The sequence below is a fragment of the Pseudoduganella sp. jia 12 genome (assembly GCF_055502675.1).
This window is the reverse complement of the sequence record NZ_JBUXKP010000001.1, coordinates 669221-685388: the sequence shown is the minus strand read 5'-3', so window position 1 is coordinate 685388 and position 16168 is coordinate 669221. Positions and strand designations below refer to the sequence as shown.

Sequence of the window (16168 nt, the reverse complement as noted above, 5' to 3'; positions counted from 1 at the left end):
TCCGAAACGAACGGGTGCCACATGATGCGACGAATCTGGTTGTTCCTGACGGACTCCCGTCACTTTGCGATCCTTGGCCTGGCCGCGATGGCCGGTCTGTACTACCTCGGTGCCGAGCTGCTGGAGCTGGCGCTGATCTGGGCGATCGGGGCCGCCTGCGCGACGGTGCTGCTCTGGCTGCTCGTGCGATGGCTGCGGCGCGTGCTCGCGGCGCGCCGCGCGGCGCGGCTGGAAAGCGCGATCGGGGAAAACGCCGGACCGGCAGCCGCCGCCAGCGACGACGTGGGCGTGCTCCGCACCGACTTGCTGAAGGCGATCGACACGATCCGCGGCTCGAAGCTGGGCATCACGTCCGGCAGCCGCGCGTTGTACGAGCTGCCGTGGTACATGATCATCGGTAACCCGGCCGCCGGCAAGAGCAGCGCGGTCGTCCATTCCGGGCTGCAGTTTCCGATCGCCGACAGCACGGTGGTGCAGGGCGTGGGCGGCACCCGCCATTGCGACTGGTTCTTCACCACCGAAGGCATCGTGCTCGACACGGCCGGCCGCTACTCGGTGGACGACGAGCACCGCGGCGAGTGGCACGGCTTCCTCGACCTGCTGAAAAAGCACCGCACGCGGGCGCCGATCAACGGCATCCTCGTCGCCGTCAGCATCGCGGAACTGCGCGGCGCCGATGCCGATGCCGGCATGCGGCTGGCGCGCAGCCTGCGCAAGCGCGTGCAGGACCTGATCGAGCGGCTCGAAGTGTTCGCACCCGTCTACGTGGTCTTCACGAAGGCCGACCTGATCGCCGGCTTCACGGAATTCTTCGCCCCGTTCGAGCGTGCCGAACGCGAACGGCCGTGGGGCGCCACCATGCCATACAAGCGCAGGATCGGCACGCAGGACATCCTGGCCTACTTCGACGGCGCGTTCGACGAGCTGCATGAAGGCCTGAAGGAAACCTGCATCGCCAACATGTCGCTGCAGCGGCGCGACACGCCGGCGCCGGGCGTGTTCACGTTCCCGCTCGAATTCGCATCGCTGCGTGTGCCGCTGCGGGCCTTCCTGGCCACGCTGTTCGAGGAGAACCCCTTCCAGTTCAAGCCGTTGTTCCGCGGCTTCTATTTCACCAGCGCGCTGCAGGAGGGCGTGCCCGACTGCGCGCAGTCGCGGCTCGTGGCGGAGCGCTTCGCGCTGTCCAGCCGCGCCGATCCCACGCCGCGCGACGAAGTGCGCCAGGCCGGCTACTTCCTGCTCGACCTGTTCCGCAAGGTGATCTTCGAAGACCGCAACCTCGTGTCGCAATATGCCAGCCGCAGCAAGATGCAATGGAAGGTCGGCACCTTCGTCGTGGTGGCCGTGGCGCTCGGGGTATCGCTGGCGGGATGGAGCTGGTCCTACCTCGGCAACCGGCAATTGCTGGCGACCGTGCAGGGCGATCTCGACAAGGTGGTGCGCCTGCAGGATGGCCGCCTCGACCTGCAGTCGCGGCTGGAGGCGCTGGACGTGCTGCAGCAGCGCATCGCGCAGCTGGAGAACTACCGCCGGGACCGGCCATGGGCGCTGTCGCTCGGCCTGTACCAGGGCGAGCTGCTGGAGCGCAAGCTGCGCGAGGAATTCTTCGGTGGCGTGCGCGAAGTGATGGTCAAGCCGGTCACGGCCAACCTGGAAGCGCTGCTGTACGAAATGAACGCAAACGCCAGCCAGCTTGCGGCGCCGGCGGCAGGGGCAGGGGTAGGGGTAGTGGCGCGACAGCCTGCCCAGGCGACATTGCAACAGCCTGCGCGCGCATATGCGGATGCGTCGCCGACCAACGTGGAAGACGCGTACAACGCGCTGAAGACCTACCTGATGCTGGCCGACCCGGCCCACGCCGAGCCTGGCCACCTGGACGACCAGCTGACCCGCTTCTGGCGCGGCTGGCTGGAAGCCAACCGTGGCGCCATGCCGCGCGAGCAGATGATCCGCAGCGCCGAACGGCTGATGACGTTCCACCTGGCGCAGGCCGGCGACCCTTCGTGGCCGCGGATCGAGCAGAAGCTGGCGCTGGTCGACACGGCGCGGGAAAACCTGCGGCGTGTCGTACGGGGCATGCCGGCGCGGGACCGCGTCTATGCCGAGATCCGCGCCCGCGCGGCGACGCGCTTCCCGGCCATGACCGTGGGCCGCATCGTCGGCGAACAGGATGCGGCGCTGGTGCAGGGCAGCCATGCGGTTTCCGGCACGTTCACCCGCCAGGCCTGGGAAAAATACGTGGCGGGCGCGATCCGCGACGTGGCGTCGAAGGAGCTGCAAAGCACCGACTGGGTGCTGAAGACGTCCAGCCGCGACGACCTCACGCTGGAAGGCAACCCGGAACAGATCGAAAAAAACCTGGTCGACATGTACAAGGCCGAGTACACGCGCGAATGGCAAAAGTTCGTGCAGGGCGTCGCGGTCGCGGACATGAACGGTTTCAACGGCGCGGTAGCGGCGATGAACCGGCTGGGCGATCCGCAAACGTCACCGATCGCGAAGATCCTCGACACGATCAACGAGCAGACCGCATGGGACAACCCCACGGCGCTGAACGCGCAGGTGGCCCAGGCGCAGACCGGTTTCGTCAACTGGATCAGGACGCGCGTGATGCAGCGGGCGCCATCGCAGGTCAATGCGAATGTGAACGTCAATATCCGGCTGGGCGGCAATGGCCTCGACCGGGCGATGGGCCCGGTCGGCCGCGAATTCGCGCCGGTGTCACGGATCGTGAACAAACACGACAAGGATGCGTCGCTGCTGCGCTCCTACCTGGACACGCTGTCGCGCCTGCGCACCCGGTTGAACGGCCTGAAGAACCAGGGCGATCCCGGCCCCGGCGCGAAGGCGTTCATGCAGCAGACGCTGGAGGGCAGCGGTTCCGAGCTGGCCGATGCGCTGCGCTTCGTCGACGAGCAGATGCTGAACGGGATCAGCGACACGCAGAAGGCGGCGGTGCGGCCACTGCTCGTGCGGCCACTGATGCAGACGTTCGCCGTGATCGTCGGCCCGGCCGAGACGGAGATCAACAAGACCTGGCTGGCGCAGGTCTACGAACCGTTCAATCGCACGCTGGCGGGCAAGTACCCGTTCTCGCAGTCGGCCCGCATCGAAGCGAGCCAGGCGGAGATCGCCCAGTTCTTCGGGCCGGAAGGGCTGGTGGCGAAATTCGTCAACGCGTCGATGGGGCCGCTGGTGGTGCGGCGCGGCGACGTGCTGGCGCCGCGCACCTGGGCCGACATGGGCATCACGCTGCAGCCGCAGGTCGTGCAGCGCTTCCCCGGCTGGGTCGCGGCGGCAGGCGCGGGGCCGTCGGGTGCGTCGCAGACCGTGTTCCAGATCCTGCCCATTCCGTCGCCCGGCACGATCGAGTACACGGTGGAGATCGACGGCCAGCAGCTGCGCTACCGGAATACGCCGCCGCAGTGGACGAACATGGTGCACCCGGGCACCCAGGGCGTGCCGGGCGTTCGCATCAGCGCGGTCGCGTTCGACGGCCGCAATGTCGAACTGTTCAACGAAGCCGGCCAGTTCGGCCTGAAACGAATGATCGAGGCGGCCGAGAAGCGGCGCAAGGAGGGCGGCGTGCACGAGCTGCGCTGGAGCGCCGGGGGCCTGAGCGTCGCGGTTGACCTGCGCATCACGAGCAGCCCGGCCGTGCAAGACGACACGTCGGCGCCGCAGCAGGGCTTCGCCGGCATGCGCTTGCCGGAAACGATCGTCGGCGGCGTACCGCCGGCGGGCATGCAGAACACGCCGGCGATGGCCAGCCAGGCCGCCGCGCCGGCATTCGTGGCAGGAGTACAGTGATGAGCACATTCCGCATTGCCTATTTCGGCAAGCTGCCGGCCCGTTCCGATTTCGTCAAGGGCGGCACCCAGTACGAGCTCACCAGCCTGATCGACGAATGGCTGGCGGGCATGATGAACGAGCTCACCACGAACCCGCGCTGGAAACAGCATTACGACGCGGCGCCACCACTGCATTTCGCCTTTGTCGGGCCGTGCAACCGCGTGGCCGTGGCGGGCCACCTGGTCGCCAGCAACGACCAGTCGGGCCGCCGTTTTCCGTTCATCGCGATGGGCACGCTGGAAATACGGCGGCCCGATGCCTTCCTCGCCGTGTGCCCCCTTGCACTGGCGCCGCTGTGGCAACAACTCGGCACGCTGGCGGACAACGTGCTGGCGGCCGCCGATCCGGCCGCGCCGCTGCAGGCATTGAAGGATGCGGTGCTCGATACCGATGCCGCCGGCGATGGGCATGCCGCCGCGCTGGAACGGTTCGCCGCTGGCACCGACGTGGCCACGCTGGAAGGCCTGCTCGAAGGTGCGCAGGGATGCGATACACGGAGCGCAAGGGGAGTACAGGGCGGTGGCGCGGTGCGCGGCATCGTGCTGGGCATCGGCCTGCTGCTGCGGCCGTTCGGCTGGAGCGGCGGCGCGCGGCTCGACCGCGGCCTGGCGTTGCCGCTGCCCCGGGCGCCGGAACAGCGGCCCGCCGTGGCCGCGTTCTGGCTGTCCCTGATCGCGCCGTTCCTGCGCCGCGTGGAAATCGAACTGGCGCTGTTCGTGGCCGATATCGGCGAGCGGCCGATGCTTGTCGTGGGCTTTTCCGGCGCCTCCGCCGGCGCCCTGCAGGCGATCATCGATCCCGAGGCGGCCGCCGGCCAGCTGATCGGCTTCGACGAAACAGGCTGGGTCGACGACATGATCGCGGGCGACCCTGCCATGCAGCGGCTGTCCTCCTGCCTGGCCCAGGGCAGCCTGTCGCTCGCCGCCGTGCGCGCGCTGTTCCGCGAAACCTTTGCGTGAAGGAGAACCCCATGGAAAGAACGAAGACAACGATGCGGCTGCCGGTACTGGCCGGCCTGCTCCTGCTCGCCGGCGGTGCCGGTACGGTCGCCGCCCAGGTGCCCGCGCCGGCGAGCCCGATGCCTGGCCAGGTGCTGGTCAGCGGCACGGTGCCCGACGAGGCGAGCAAGGCCGCCATGCTGGCACGCGTGCGCGAACTGTATGGCGCGCACCGGGTGGTGGACCAGGTCGCGATCGGCAACGTGATGCAGCCGCCGAACTGGAACGGATACGTGCAGAAGCTGATCGGTCCGAACCTCAAGCTGATTAGCAGGGGGCAGTTGAAGGTCGATGGCAACAACGTCAGCGTGCAGGGGGAGGTGGCGAACGAGGCGCAGCGCCAGCAGATCGCCAGCGATATCGCGGCCAGCCTCAACCCCACCTACCTGGTCAGGAACGGCTTGCGGGTCAGTGCCGCCGAGCAGAACCTGCTCGATGCCACGCTGGCGATGCGCATCATCGAATTCGAGAGCGGGCAGGCGGTGATCCGTCCGTCCGGCCTGCAGATCCTGGACGAGATGGCCGGCGCGTTGATGAAGGTGAAGAACAAGAAGGTGGCGGTGATCGGCCACACCGACAACACCGGCCTGCGGGAGAGCAATCTGTCGCTGTCGCTGGCGCGGGCCGAAGCGGTGCGCACCTACCTGGCCGGCAAGGCCATCGACCCGTCGACGATCAACGTGTCGGGCCAGGGCCCGGACCGGCCCGTTGCCGACAATGCCACGGCGGACGGGCGGGCCCGCAACCGCCGGATCGAATTCCGGGTCGCGGACTGATCTTCCCGGTCAAGGCAGCGTGATCGTCAGGCTGGCCGGGCGCGGCGCCAGCTTGACGAGATCCGAATACGCCGCCATCGCATGCTGCGTGTCGCGGTTCAGCGACGAACGCAATCCCGTGAACACCCCCAGCCCCACCAGCGCGAATACGGCCGAGACGGCCCACAACGGCACGTCGCTGCGCAGCTTGTGGATCACCTGGTCCGGCCGCGCGGCGCGTGGCGCGAAGCCGTTGCTGCGACCCTTGATGTGGGCGATCTCGTCGCCCAGGCGCGCCGTCATGTAGGCCAGCTTGTCAGTGCCGTCCATCGCATGCTTGCCCCGGAAGCCCAGCAGCAGGCACATATGGAACACCTGCAGCGCCTGCAGCCGTGCGCCGCCCTTGCCGCGCACTTCCTCCAGCCGGTCGAAGAAATGTTCGCCCGCCAGCTGGTCGCCGAAGACCGTCAGCTGCAACGGATGCCGCTCCCACGTGTCGCGCAGCGGAGACGAGGAGGCGAGCAGGATTTCATCCAGCGCCGCACACCACGCGTATTTCGCGGCCTCGATATCGTTGCCATCGGCACGCAGCTTGCGCGCCTCGCGGTCGAAGTCGTTCAGGAACGCGCTGATGCGCGGCATGAATTCCTCTTCCGAGGGCGGCGAGCAACGCGTCTTCAGCAGGAACAGCATGTGGAAGCCCTCGTGCATCAGGTCCAGCAGCGAGTGGATGCGCATGCCATCCGGCGTGGTGGGGCGCCCTGCGAACAGGGATGGCGCGGCGCGCCGTTCGATCTGGGTCGTCATGATGGTTCTCCTTTGTTCGTCAAGCGCACTGCGATTGCACGGTTGGCAGGGATGCGGGCAGGGAGGCAGGCTGCGGCACCGGCTGCTGGCGTGCCGGCGTGCCCTGGCCGACCGCCATCGCGCAGGCATGCAGCCCGATCGTGATGCCGGCCTTCTCGGCGTCGGCGGCAGGGAAGGCGGCGCGCCAGCGCTGGCCGTCCGGTGCGCGGAACAGCGCCACCACGCCGACATAGCCGGCTTCCCGACCGACCTTTTCCGTGACCTCATAGCGCTGCCCGGGGATCAGCAGCACCTCCCTCACTTCGAGCACGTCGGGAGCCAGCTCGCGTTCGGCCTGGGTGCCGGCGATCCCGGTAAACGCGGTGTAAGGCAGGCGCTCGAACGTCTCGGCCTGGCGCAGCTTGTAGATGCGCGCCACCAGCGCCAACGGCGGGCCGCTCTTGCCGCTGTTGAGGGCAGGGGCGGCATGCAGCCGGATGCTCACGTTGCGCGGCGGCTTCTGCGCGTCGGGCACTTCCGGCGGCCGGTTGACGGCGAGTTGCAGCACGGCGCCGGCGAGCGATGCGCCGGTGCCGCAACCGGCAAGGGTCGCCACGGCGAGAGCCGTCGCGATGGTGGTTGTTGCCTTCATGGGAACTCCTTGTGTGGACGGTCACCCATTAAACCGAACGGCTTCCCCGGTGGGCTTGCGCTAGGGCAAGTTTTCATGTGGCATTGCGTCAACGCAACTTCCCTCGCGGCAATCTCTTCAATAATTACTTCACCAACCGCCGAAAGGAATGTCATGAAACACCATCTGATTCCATGTATTACTGCTGCCCTGCTGCTTTCCGCCTGCGCCGGCACGCCGGCCACCACCAGTGCAGTGCCGGCCGCGGCAACGCTCGATGCGGCGATGGCCGACGCCGAACGCAGTGTCGCCGCCGGGAATGCCGACAAGGCCTACGAAATCCTGCGCAACGCCGGCAGCCGCTTCCCCGCCGAGAAGTCGCCGTGGGTGCAGATCGCGCAACTGAAATTCGACCGTGGCCACTACGGCGATGCCATCGCCAACGCGCTGGAGGGGTTGCAGCGCGACCCGAAAGACCGCCAGGGCAACAGCATCGTCGCGGTGGCCGGCCTGCGCGTGTCGACCAAGGCCGTGGCCGACCTGAGCCGGCAGAACAGCCTGGGCGGTCCGCTGCGGACTGAAGCCCAGGAACTGGCGAACCTGCTGCGCACCACGCTGAACGAGGAGGTGCTGGTGCCGAACAAGAACACGAAGGCACCGGTGAGGAAATCTCCCGCTTCCGCGCCCGTCAGGCGCAGCAACGCGTCCAGCCAGGCCAGTGCCGATCCGTTCGGCGCGTTGAAATAAGGAGCGGGCCATGGCAAACGGCGACAGCGTGCAGAAACGCCTCAACAAGGTCAGGCCACCGCGCGTGCAGATGACCTACGACGTGGAAATCGGCGATGCGATCGAGAACAAGGAACTGCCCTTCGTGCTCGGCGTGATCGGCGACTACGGCGGCAATCCGGACCGGGAACAGAAGCGGCTCAAGGAGCGCAGCTTCGTCAATGTGGACAACGACAATTTCGACGAGGTGCTGGCCGGCGTGGCCCCCACGGCGCAGTTCCTGGCGCCGAACCGGCTGACGGGCGAGGGCGACCTTGCCGTCAACCTGGCGTTCCGTGCGATGGCCGATTTCCGCCCCGAGTCCATCGTGCGCCAGGTGCAGCCGCTGGCGAAGCTGCTCGACGCCCGTACCAAGCTGGCCGACCTGCGCAACAAGCTGGCCGGCAACGACAAGCTCGAAGACATCCTGACCGACGTGCTGCAAAACACCGAGCAGCTGTCGAAATTCAAAACGCCCGCCGGGGAGCAATGACATGTCCGCACAACTGCAAGCAGGTGGCTTCCCGCAGGTCGCCGATGGCGCGGCGCTGCTGGACGACATCGTCGAGCGCAGCAGGGTCGCCAGGTCCAGCGCCGAACACGAGCGCGCCAAGGACATAATCGGCGAACTCGTGAACCAGGTGCTGGAAGGCACGGTGACCGTTTCCTGCAACCTGGCGGCCACGATCGATGCGCGCGTCGCCGAGCTGGACCGGCTGATCTCCGAGCAGCTCTCGGCCATCATGCATGCGCCGGCCTTCCAGAAACTGGAGCAGAGCTGGACCGGGCTGCACTACCTGGTGCGCAATACGGCCACCGGTCCCGGCCTGAAGGTGCGCATGATGAATGCTACCAAGCGCGAGCTGGTGCGCGATTTCCAGAGCGCCCTCGAATTCGACCAGAGCGCCATGTTCCGCAAGATCTACGAGGAGGAATTCGGCACGTTCGGCGGCGCGCCCTATGCCGCACTGCTGGGCGACTTCGAGATCTCGCGCCAGCCGGAGGACATGTATTTCGTCGAGCAGATGTCGCATGTCGCCGCGGCCGCGCACGCGCCGTTCATCAGCGCCGCATCGCCCGAGCTGTTCGGCCTCGAAGGTTTCGGCGACCTGGGCAAGCCGCGCGACCTGGCCAAGGTATTCGACACGCTGGAATATACAAAGTGGAAGGCTTTCCGCGAATCCGAGGATGCCCGCTACGTGGGCCTGACCTTGCCGCGCTTCCTGGGCCGGCTGCCGTTCAATCCCGTCGACGGCACCACGGTCGACGGCTTCAACTTCGTCGAGGACGTGGACGGCACGGACCACCAGAAATACCTGTGGTGTAACGCGGCCTATGCGTTCGGCGCCAGGCTGACCAAGGCGTTCGAGGAATTCGGCTGGTGCGCCGCGATCCGCGGCGTGGAGGGTGGCGGCCTGGTGGACGACCTGCCCACCCACACGTTCAAGACCGACGAGGGCGAGGTGGCGCTGAAATGCCCGACCGAGGTGGCGATCACCGACCGGCGCGAGAAGGAACTGTCGGACCTCGGCTTCATCTCGCTGGTCCACTGCAAGAACACGTCGTATGCCGCGTTCTTCGGCGCGCAGTCCGCGCAGAAGGCGCGCCGCTACAGCAGCGAGGCGGCCAACGCGAACGCCGTGCTGTCGTCGCAGCTGCAGTACATCTTTGCCGTGTCCCGCATCGCGCACTACATGAAGGCCATGATGCGCGACAAGATCGGCAGCTTCGCGTCGGCGTCCAACGTCGAGGATTTCCTGAACCGCTGGCTGATGAAGTACGTGCTGCTGGACGACAACGCCAGCCAGGAACAGAAGGCGCAATTCCCGCTGCGGGAAGCGTCCGTGCAAGTGCATGAAGTACCGGGCCGGCCTGGTGTCTACCGCGCCGTGAGCTTCCTGCGGCCGCATTTCCAGCTCGACGAGCTGACCGTTTCGCTGCGCCTGGTGGCGGAGCTGCCGACAACAACCAATTGACCAACCACGAAGGAGAATGCAATGGCAATCGACGTCTATCTGCAGATTGATGGCATCAAGGGCGAATCGGGTGACGACCGCCACAAGGACTGGATCGAGTGCAAGTCCGTCAGCTGGGGCGTGGCACAGCCGAAATCGGCCACCTCGTCCACCGGCGGCGGCCACACGGCCGAGCGTTGCGAACACCAGGACATCGTGATCCAGAAGCTGGCCGACCTGGCTTCCCCCGTGCTGCTGCAAACCTGCTCGGCAGGCCGCACGATCCCGAAGGCGAAGATCGAATTCATGCGTGCCGATGCGCAGGGGGAGCGGATCAAGTACTACGAGATCGAGATCGAGAACGTGCTGATCGGCGCCGTCTCCCCATCGGTCGACGAGGGCGACATCCTCACCGAGTCGGTCTCCCTGAAATTCTCGAAAATCCGCTGGCGCTACACCCAGCAGAAAATCACCGGCGGCGCTGGCGGCAACACGTCCGGCGGCTGGGATCTGGCAGCGAACCGGATCGTCTGATTTGCGACGGCGACTTTGCCGCGGGTAACACCGCGGTTTGTTTTTTCAGGAGCCCCCATGAACGGATACACGCCCGGCCTGTTCGACCGGCTGCTCGGCGACCGCGGCCATGGTAGCCGGCTGTCGCTGGAACAGCTGAAGGACGCGGTGGCCCGCGATCTCGAGGATCTGCTGAACACCCGCATGGCGCTGCCCGAGGAGCTGCTGGAAGGCTGGCCCGAATGCGCCGCCTCGGTCGTCACCTACGGCCTGATCGACATCGCCGGCATGTGCCTGTCCAGCACCGACGACCGGACCCGCATCTGCGACGGCCTGCGCACGACGATCGAGCGGCACGAGCCCCGGCTGCGCAGCGTGGTGGCCAGGGTCGAGCGGCAGGCGGGCACCGTCAACCGGATCAACTTTGTCATCACCGGCGTGCTGCACGCGCCCGGGGTGACCGAACCCATCAATTTCGACGCGGTATTGCAGCCGTCGACGCTGCATTACTCGATCCGCCGCAACGCGAGAGGAAGCGCATGAACAACCTGAAGACGCTGATCGGAAAACTGAACGACACCACGCGCCAGGCCGCCACGCGGGCCGCCAGCCTGTGCCTCGGCATGGGCCATTACGAAGTGGATCTCGAACACCTGTTCCTGGCGCTGCTGGAGGAGCCGCGCAGCGATGTCGCCGCGATCGCCCGCCGCTGCGGCATCGCCGCGGACGCGCTGGAAGCGGACTTGCGCGCCGAACTGGCCCGCTTTGAAACGGGCAGCAGCCGCACGCCGGTTTTTTCGCGCCATCTCCCGCCGTTGCTGGAGCATGCCTGGCTGATCGCCTCGCTGGCGCAGCGGCAGCCGGCACGGATCCGCAGCGCGCACCTGCTGCTGGCACTGCTGACGGAACCGGAGCTGGCGCAACTGGCGCACCGCGGCTCGCGCCTGTTCGCGCGCTTCCCCGTCGACGAGCTGAAACACCACCTGGAAAAATTCACCCACGATTCCATCGAGACGCCGGCCGTCGCCGAAGGGGCTGCCGACGACGCCGCCGAAGACGCCGCGGTCGCCGACCCGATCCAGCAGCTCACGGCGAAAACGCCGGCGCTCGACCAGTTCACCACCGACCTCACGCAACTGGCCCGCGATGGAAAGATCGACCCCGTGGTCGGCCGCGAGGCCGAAATCCGGCAGGCGGTGGACATCCTCATGCGCCGCCGCCAGAACAACCCGATCCTGACCGGCGAGGCCGGCGTGGGCAAGACGGCTGTCGTCGAAGGCCTGGCGCTGCGCATCGCCGAAGGCAGCGTGCCCGACGTGCTGCAGGGCGTGCATATCCACGCACTGGACATGGGCCTGCTGCAGGCCGGCGCCAGCGTCAAGGGCGAGTTCGAGAGCCGCCTGAAGAACGTGATCGCCGAAGTCAGGCGCAGCGCGCATCCGATCGTGCTGTTCATCGACGAAGCGCACACGATCATCGGCGCCGGCGGCCAGGCCGGCCAGAACGACGCCGCCAACCTGCTGAAACCCGCGCTGGCGCGCGGCGAACTGCGCACGATCGCCGCCACCACGTGGAGCGAATACAAGAAGTACTTTGAAAAGGATGCCGCGCTGGCGCGCCGCTTCCAGGTCGTCAAGGTCGAGGAGCCGGACGAAGCCACGGCCTGCGCGATGCTGCGCGCGATGGTGCCGCTGATGGAGCGGCACTTCAACGTTCGTGTGCTCGACGCGGCGATCGTCGACGCGGTGCGCCTGTCGCACCGCTACATCGCCGGCCGGCAATTGCCCGACAAGGCGGTCGGCGTGCTCGACACGGCTTGCGCCCAGGTCGCGCTGGGCCAGAGCACCGTGCCGGCGGAGATGGAAACCTGCCAGCGGCAACTGGCGGCACTGGACGCCGAGATCGCGGCGCTGGAGCGCGACATGGCGGAAGGCTGCATGGTGGCGGACAACCCGGGTGGCCGGCTTTCGGCGCTGCGTGACGAACGCGGGATGCTGCAGGCGCGGCGGGAAGCGCTGGCGCAGCGCTGGGAGCGCGAAAAATCGCTCGGCGCGCGTATCCGCCGCCTGCGCAGCGAGGGGGGCGGGGACGGCGACGTGGCCGAAGCCCGCGCGGCCGAGCAGGAACTGCGCGCGCTGCAAGGCGAAACGCCGCTCGTGCCGGTGCAGGTCGATGCCGCCACCGTGGCCGGCGTCGTCGCCGGCTGGACCGGCATCCCGCTGGGCCGCATGGTCAAGGATGAAATGCACACCGTGCGCCAGCTTCACCTGCAACTGGGCGAGCGGGTGCTGGGGCAGCCCCATGCGATCGCCGCCGTCGCGCAGCGCGTGCGCACCGCCCGCGCCAACCTCGACGATCCCGACAAGCCGAAAGGCGTGTTCCTGTTCGCCGGGCCGTCCGGCGTGGGCAAGACGGAAACGGCACTGGCCCTGGCGGACCTGCTGTACGGCGGCGAACGCAAGCTCGTCACCATCAACATGAGCGAGTACCAGGAAGCCCACAGCGTTTCCGGCCTGAAGGGCTCGCCACCGGGCTACGTGGGCTATGGCGAAGGCGGCGTGCTGACCGAAGCGGTGCGGCGCAATCCCTACAGTGTGGTGCTGCTCGACGAAATCGAAAAGGCACATCCGGATGTCGCCGAACTGTTCTTCCAGGTCTTCGACAAGGGCGTGATGGAAGATGCGGAAGGGCGCGAGATCGACTTCCGCAACACGATCGTCATCGCCACGTCGAACGCCGGCTCGGCCACGCTGATGGGAGCCTGCCTGAACAAGGCACCGGCCGACCTGCCGGCACCCGAAGCGTTGCTCGAACTCCTGCGCCCGCAACTGGTGAAGCATTTCAAGCCGGCATTCCTGGGCCGGTTGCAGGTGGTGCCGTTCTACCCGCTGGGCGACGATGTGCTGGCCGGCGTCATCGAAGCGAAGCTGGCACGCATCGCGGCCCGCGTGCGCGCCAACCACGACGCCGGTTTCACCTGGGACGACACGCTGGTCGATGCCGTGCTGGCGCGCTGTACCGAAGTCGATTCCGGCGCCCGCAACGTCGACAACATCCTGAACGGCACGCTGCTGCCGGAAATCGCCGACGCCGTGCTGGCGCGCATGGCCGACGGCCGCGTCATCGTGGCGATCGAGGCCGGCGCCACGCCCCAGGGACAGTTCCGCTACACGATCCGATAAGCATCCGACAAGGAGACCATCATGCTCGATATCACCCAGCTGCTCGTTCCGATCAGCGTTACCCAGGCCTGCGGCGAAGACCTGAGCTTTTCCACCGAGGTGGACACCATCGCCGACGCGCGCCGCCACGACGATCCCACGCTCGACCAGGGCGAATGGGTCGAGGCGCTGAAGCAGGCCGACTGGCCCTATGTGGCCAGCCACTGCGAACGGTTGATCCGTTCGCGCAGCAAGGACCTGCGGCTGGCCGTGTGGCTGGCCGAGGCGCATGCGAAGACACGCCATTTCCGCGGCCTGGGCGACGGCTATGCGCTGCTGGCCGGACTGTGCGAACGGTTCTGGGACAGCCTGTATCCCGCCGCCGAAGCGGGCGACCATGAACAGCGCATCGGCAACCTGTTCTGGCTGCTTACGCGGTCGGCGCAACTGGTCAGGGAAATCCCGCTGGCCGAGGATGGCAGCGTCTGCCTGGCCGACTTCGACGCCGCGCGCCAGCGCGCCGCCAACGCGCAGGGCCCGGACGAATGGGGCAACCGCCCGGCCGTGGGCGGGCCCACGGTCGACGAGCTCGACGCGCGCCGCCGCCGCAATGCCGATGCGTTCAATGCCACGCTGCTTGCCGATGCCCGGTATTGCCTGGAGTCGCTGCATGCATTCGACGGCGCGGTGGACCGCCGGCTTGGTGTCGATGGCCCCAGCTTCGCCGCCGCGCGCGAGGCGCTGCACCACGCGATCGACTTCATCGGGCTGCTGGCGCCGGCCCAGGCATCGCCGGTCTTGGACGAAGCCGCGCCCGTCGCGCCGGTCCGGCAGGCACCCGGCAACGGCCAGGTCGCATCGCGCCAGCAGGCCATCGACCAGCTGCGCAAGGTGGCCGAATACTTCCGCCAGACAGAACCCCACAGCCCCGTCGCTTATCTTGCCGACAAGGCGGCTGCCTGGGCAGCGATGCCATTGCATCAATGGTTGCGCACGGTCGTCAAGGACGCGGGCCAGATGGCCCAGCTCGACGAGCTGCTGGGCACTGTCGCGCCGTTGCCGGAGAACTGATCGCCGTACCGTGTTCCCCTTGCATTCTCCCTGCGTTATCGTCAGACTGGCCTGAAAAGATAATGCAAGGAGGCAATTATGGGCAATCTCCGGATCGGCGCGCGCCTCGCGCTCGGTTTCGCGCTCGTGCTGGCGCTTCTGATGGTGATGACGGTCACTGCCGTAACGCGCATGCAGGGCGCGAGCCGGCTGACCGACGAGCTGGTGACCCAGCGGGTCCACAACGAACGCCTGATGGCCGAGTGGAACAAGGTCATCGAAGTCAACGCGGCGCGCACCATCGCCGCCTTCCTGGTGCCGGACGTGGCGGCGCAAAAGGCCATCGAGGCCACGATGGCCGCGTCGTCGAAGCGGGCGACGGAAATCCAGGACCAGCTGGGCACGGAGCTGGTCGACGCCGAATCGCGCAGCGGCCATGCCGCTGTCATGGTGGCCCGCAAGGCGTACTCGGACATCCGCAAGACCATGTTGACGGCCAAGGCCGCCGGCGACACCGCCACCGCGCAGCGCATCTACGGCGGCGACCTGAACACCACCCGTGAAGCTTACCTCGCCGCCCTGGCAAGCCTGCTGAAAACGCAGCAGACCGCGCTCGACGCCACCGCCGCCGATATCCGTGCCAGCTATGCCGCCAGCCGCAACCTGCTGGTCGCGCTCGGCCTCGGCGCCCTCTTGGCCGGCATCCTGTTCGCATGGCAGCTCACGCGCACGATCACCGGTCCGCTGCGCCAGGCCGTGCAGGTCGCCGAAAACGTGTCGTCGGGCGACTTGACCAGCACCATCGATACCACGCATGGCGACGAAACGGGCCAGCTGCTGCGCGCATTGAAGCGGATGAACGGCAGCCTGATGACGATCGTCGGGCAGGTGCGCAACAGCACCGATGCGATCGTCACGGCCTCCACGGAGATCGCCGCCGGCAACCTCGACCTGTCGTCGCGCACCGAGCAACAGGCCAGCGCGCTGCAGCAGACCGCGGCCACGATGGAGGAACTGACATCGGCCGTGCGCTCGAACGCCGACAACGCGCGCGAGGCGCGCACGCTGGCCGACGGCGCATCCGTCATTGCCGGCCAGGGCGGCACCGTGGTGGCCGACGTCGTGCGCACGATGGAAGCCATCAACGCATCGTCGGGCCGCATCGTCGACATCATCGCCGTCATCGACGGCATCGCATTCCAGACCAATATCCTGGCATTGAACGCGGCCGTCGAAGCGGCGCGGGCGGGCGAGCAGGGCAGGGGCTTCGCCGTGGTGGCATCCGAAGTGCGGACACTGGCGGCACGGTCGGCCGCGGCCGCAAGGGAGATCAAGGAACTGATCGGCGATTCGGCGCAGAAGGTACAGGCCGGAACGGCCCTGGTGGACCGGGCCGGCAGCGCGATGGGCGACATCGTGGCCGCCATCGGCAAGGTCACGCAGATCATGAACGGCATCGCCGACGCGAGCGCGCAGCAGCAGGACGGCATCGAACAGGTCAACCAGGCCATCTCGCAGATGGACCAGGTGACGCAGCAGAACGCCGCACTGGTCGAGCAGGCCGCCGCCGCCGCGGCAGCCATGCAGGAGCAGGCCGGCCGGCTGTCCGACGCGGTGGCCGTGTTCCGCCTCGATACCAACCCGCCATCGCGCCGGCGCGAAGACCATCATGCGGGACCGAGGCACTTGCTGCCGGCCTGAG

Annotated in this window: 13 protein-coding genes; 11 read left to right on the top strand and 2 right to left on the bottom strand. The window is 67.5% G+C overall.

Features of this window, described 5'->3' with window-relative positions; all coding sequences use genetic code 11:
- Positions 1-24 precede the first annotated feature (24 nt).
- The 3 genes from tssM to ACY65G_RS02815 are packed head-to-tail and all read left to right on the top strand — an operon-like array spanning position 25 to position 5626.
- Entirely contained in the window at positions 25-3810 is a 3786-nt protein-coding gene (tssM, locus tag ACY65G_RS02825) for a type VI secretion system membrane subunit TssM (RefSeq protein ID WP_464995902.1), read from the top strand.
- Positions 3810-4811 carry a type VI secretion system-associated protein TagF gene (gene tagF / locus ACY65G_RS02820; RefSeq protein ID WP_464995831.1) on the top strand — a complete coding sequence of 334 codons (1002 nt, stop codon included), beginning with the start codon at positions 3810-3812 and terminating at the stop codon, positions 4809-4811. Before tssM ends, tagF begins: the two co-directional genes overlap by 1 nt.
- Positions 4812-4843: 32 nt before the next feature.
- Positions 4844-5626, top strand: coding sequence for an OmpA family protein (locus tag ACY65G_RS02815; RefSeq protein ID WP_464995901.1), 783 nt, complete (start codon positions 4844-4846; stop codon positions 5624-5626).
- A gap of 9 nt (positions 5627-5635) precedes the next feature.
- Here the strand turns inward: ACY65G_RS02815 and ACY65G_RS02810 are convergent, their stop codons facing one another.
- Both ACY65G_RS02810 and tssJ read right to left on the bottom strand, forming a co-directional pair.
- A complete protein-coding gene (locus ACY65G_RS02810) occupies positions 5636-6412 on the bottom strand; it encodes a DotU family type IV/VI secretion system protein (RefSeq protein WP_464995830.1) in 777 nt (258 codons plus the stop codon).
- Positions 6413-6431: 19 nt separating this feature from the next.
- Positions 6432-7043 (bottom strand): type VI secretion system lipoprotein TssJ, encoded by a 612-nt coding sequence (gene tssJ / locus ACY65G_RS02805; RefSeq protein WP_464995829.1) that lies wholly within the window; start codon positions 7041-7043, stop codon positions 6432-6434.
- A gap of 153 nt (positions 7044-7196) precedes the next feature.
- Here tssJ and ACY65G_RS02800 point away from each other — a divergent pair, with 153 nt between their 5' ends.
- The 8 genes from ACY65G_RS02800 to ACY65G_RS02765 all read left to right on the top strand — a co-directional run bounded on the left by ACY65G_RS02800 (position 7197) and on the right by ACY65G_RS02765 (position 16167).
- The gene (locus ACY65G_RS02800; protein WP_464995828.1) at positions 7197-7769 is read left to right on the top strand and encodes an outer membrane protein assembly factor BamD; all 573 of its coding nucleotides are present in this window, start codon (positions 7197-7199) and stop codon (positions 7767-7769) included.
- 10 nt (positions 7770-7779) lie between these two features.
- Positions 7780-8280 (top strand): type VI secretion system contractile sheath small subunit, encoded by a 501-nt coding sequence (gene tssB / locus ACY65G_RS02795; RefSeq protein WP_464995827.1) that lies wholly within the window; start codon positions 7780-7782, stop codon positions 8278-8280.
- A gap of 1 nt (position 8281) precedes the next feature.
- Positions 8282-9763 (top strand): type VI secretion system contractile sheath large subunit, encoded by a 1482-nt coding sequence (tssC, locus tag ACY65G_RS02790; RefSeq protein WP_464995826.1) that lies wholly within the window; start codon positions 8282-8284, stop codon positions 9761-9763.
- Between the two features lie 21 nt (positions 9764-9784).
- A complete protein-coding gene (locus ACY65G_RS02785; RefSeq protein ID WP_464995825.1) occupies positions 9785-10276 on the top strand; it encodes an Hcp family type VI secretion system effector in 492 nt (163 codons plus the stop codon).
- 57 nt (positions 10277-10333) lie between these two features.
- A complete protein-coding gene (tssE, locus tag ACY65G_RS02780; protein WP_464995824.1) occupies positions 10334-10798 on the top strand; it encodes a type VI secretion system baseplate subunit TssE in 465 nt (154 codons plus the stop codon).
- Complete coding sequence (gene tssH, locus ACY65G_RS02775; protein ID WP_464995823.1) at positions 10795-13437, top strand: type VI secretion system ATPase TssH; 2643 nt, start codon at positions 10795-10797, stop codon at positions 13435-13437. Before tssE ends, tssH begins: the two co-directional genes overlap by 4 nt.
- A 21-nt stretch (positions 13438-13458) precedes the next feature.
- The gene (gene tssA, locus ACY65G_RS02770; RefSeq protein ID WP_464995822.1) at positions 13459-14487 is read left to right on the top strand and encodes a type VI secretion system protein TssA; all 1029 of its coding nucleotides are present in this window, start codon (positions 13459-13461) and stop codon (positions 14485-14487) included.
- A gap of 78 nt (positions 14488-14565) precedes the next feature.
- A complete protein-coding gene (locus tag ACY65G_RS02765; protein WP_464995821.1) occupies positions 14566-16167 on the top strand; it encodes a methyl-accepting chemotaxis protein in 1602 nt (533 codons plus the stop codon).
- Position 16168 lies beyond the last annotated feature (1 nt).

What these genes read in the sequence shown, in the direction of transcription:
- tssH (WP_464995823.1), top strand. Translation starts at nt 10,795, where the DNA reads ATGAACAACCTGAAGACGCTGATCGGAAAACTGAACGACACCACGCGC.
- tssC (WP_464995826.1), top strand. Translation starts at nt 8,282, where the DNA reads ATGTCCGCACAACTGCAAGCAGGTGGCTTCCCGCAGGTCGCCGATGGC.
- ACY65G_RS02800 (WP_464995828.1), top strand. Translation starts at nt 7,197, where the DNA reads ATGAAACACCATCTGATTCCATGTATTACTGCTGCCCTGCTGCTTTCC.
- ACY65G_RS02765 (WP_464995821.1), top strand. Translation starts at nt 14,566, where the DNA reads ATGGGCAATCTCCGGATCGGCGCGCGCCTCGCGCTCGGTTTCGCGCTC.
- ACY65G_RS02785 (WP_464995825.1), top strand. Translation starts at nt 9,785, where the DNA reads ATGGCAATCGACGTCTATCTGCAGATTGATGGCATCAAGGGCGAATCG.
- ACY65G_RS02815 (WP_464995901.1), top strand. Translation starts at nt 4,844, where the DNA reads ATGCGGCTGCCGGTACTGGCCGGCCTGCTCCTGCTCGCCGGCGGTGCC.
- tssA (WP_464995822.1), top strand. Translation starts at nt 13,459, where the DNA reads ATGCTCGATATCACCCAGCTGCTCGTTCCGATCAGCGTTACCCAGGCC.
- tagF (WP_464995831.1), top strand. Translation starts at nt 3,810, where the DNA reads ATGAGCACATTCCGCATTGCCTATTTCGGCAAGCTGCCGGCCCGTTCC.
- tssJ (WP_464995829.1), bottom strand. Translation starts at nt 7,043, where the DNA reads ATGAAGGCAACAACCACCATCGCGACGGCTCTCGCCGTGGCGACCCTT.
- tssB (WP_464995827.1), top strand. Translation starts at nt 7,780, where the DNA reads ATGGCAAACGGCGACAGCGTGCAGAAACGCCTCAACAAGGTCAGGCCA.
- tssM (WP_464995902.1), top strand. Translation starts at nt 25, where the DNA reads ATGCGACGAATCTGGTTGTTCCTGACGGACTCCCGTCACTTTGCGATC.
- tssE (WP_464995824.1), top strand. Translation starts at nt 10,334, where the DNA reads ATGAACGGATACACGCCCGGCCTGTTCGACCGGCTGCTCGGCGACCGC.
- ACY65G_RS02810 (WP_464995830.1), bottom strand. Translation starts at nt 6,412, where the DNA reads ATGACGACCCAGATCGAACGGCGCGCCGCGCCATCCCTGTTCGCAGGG.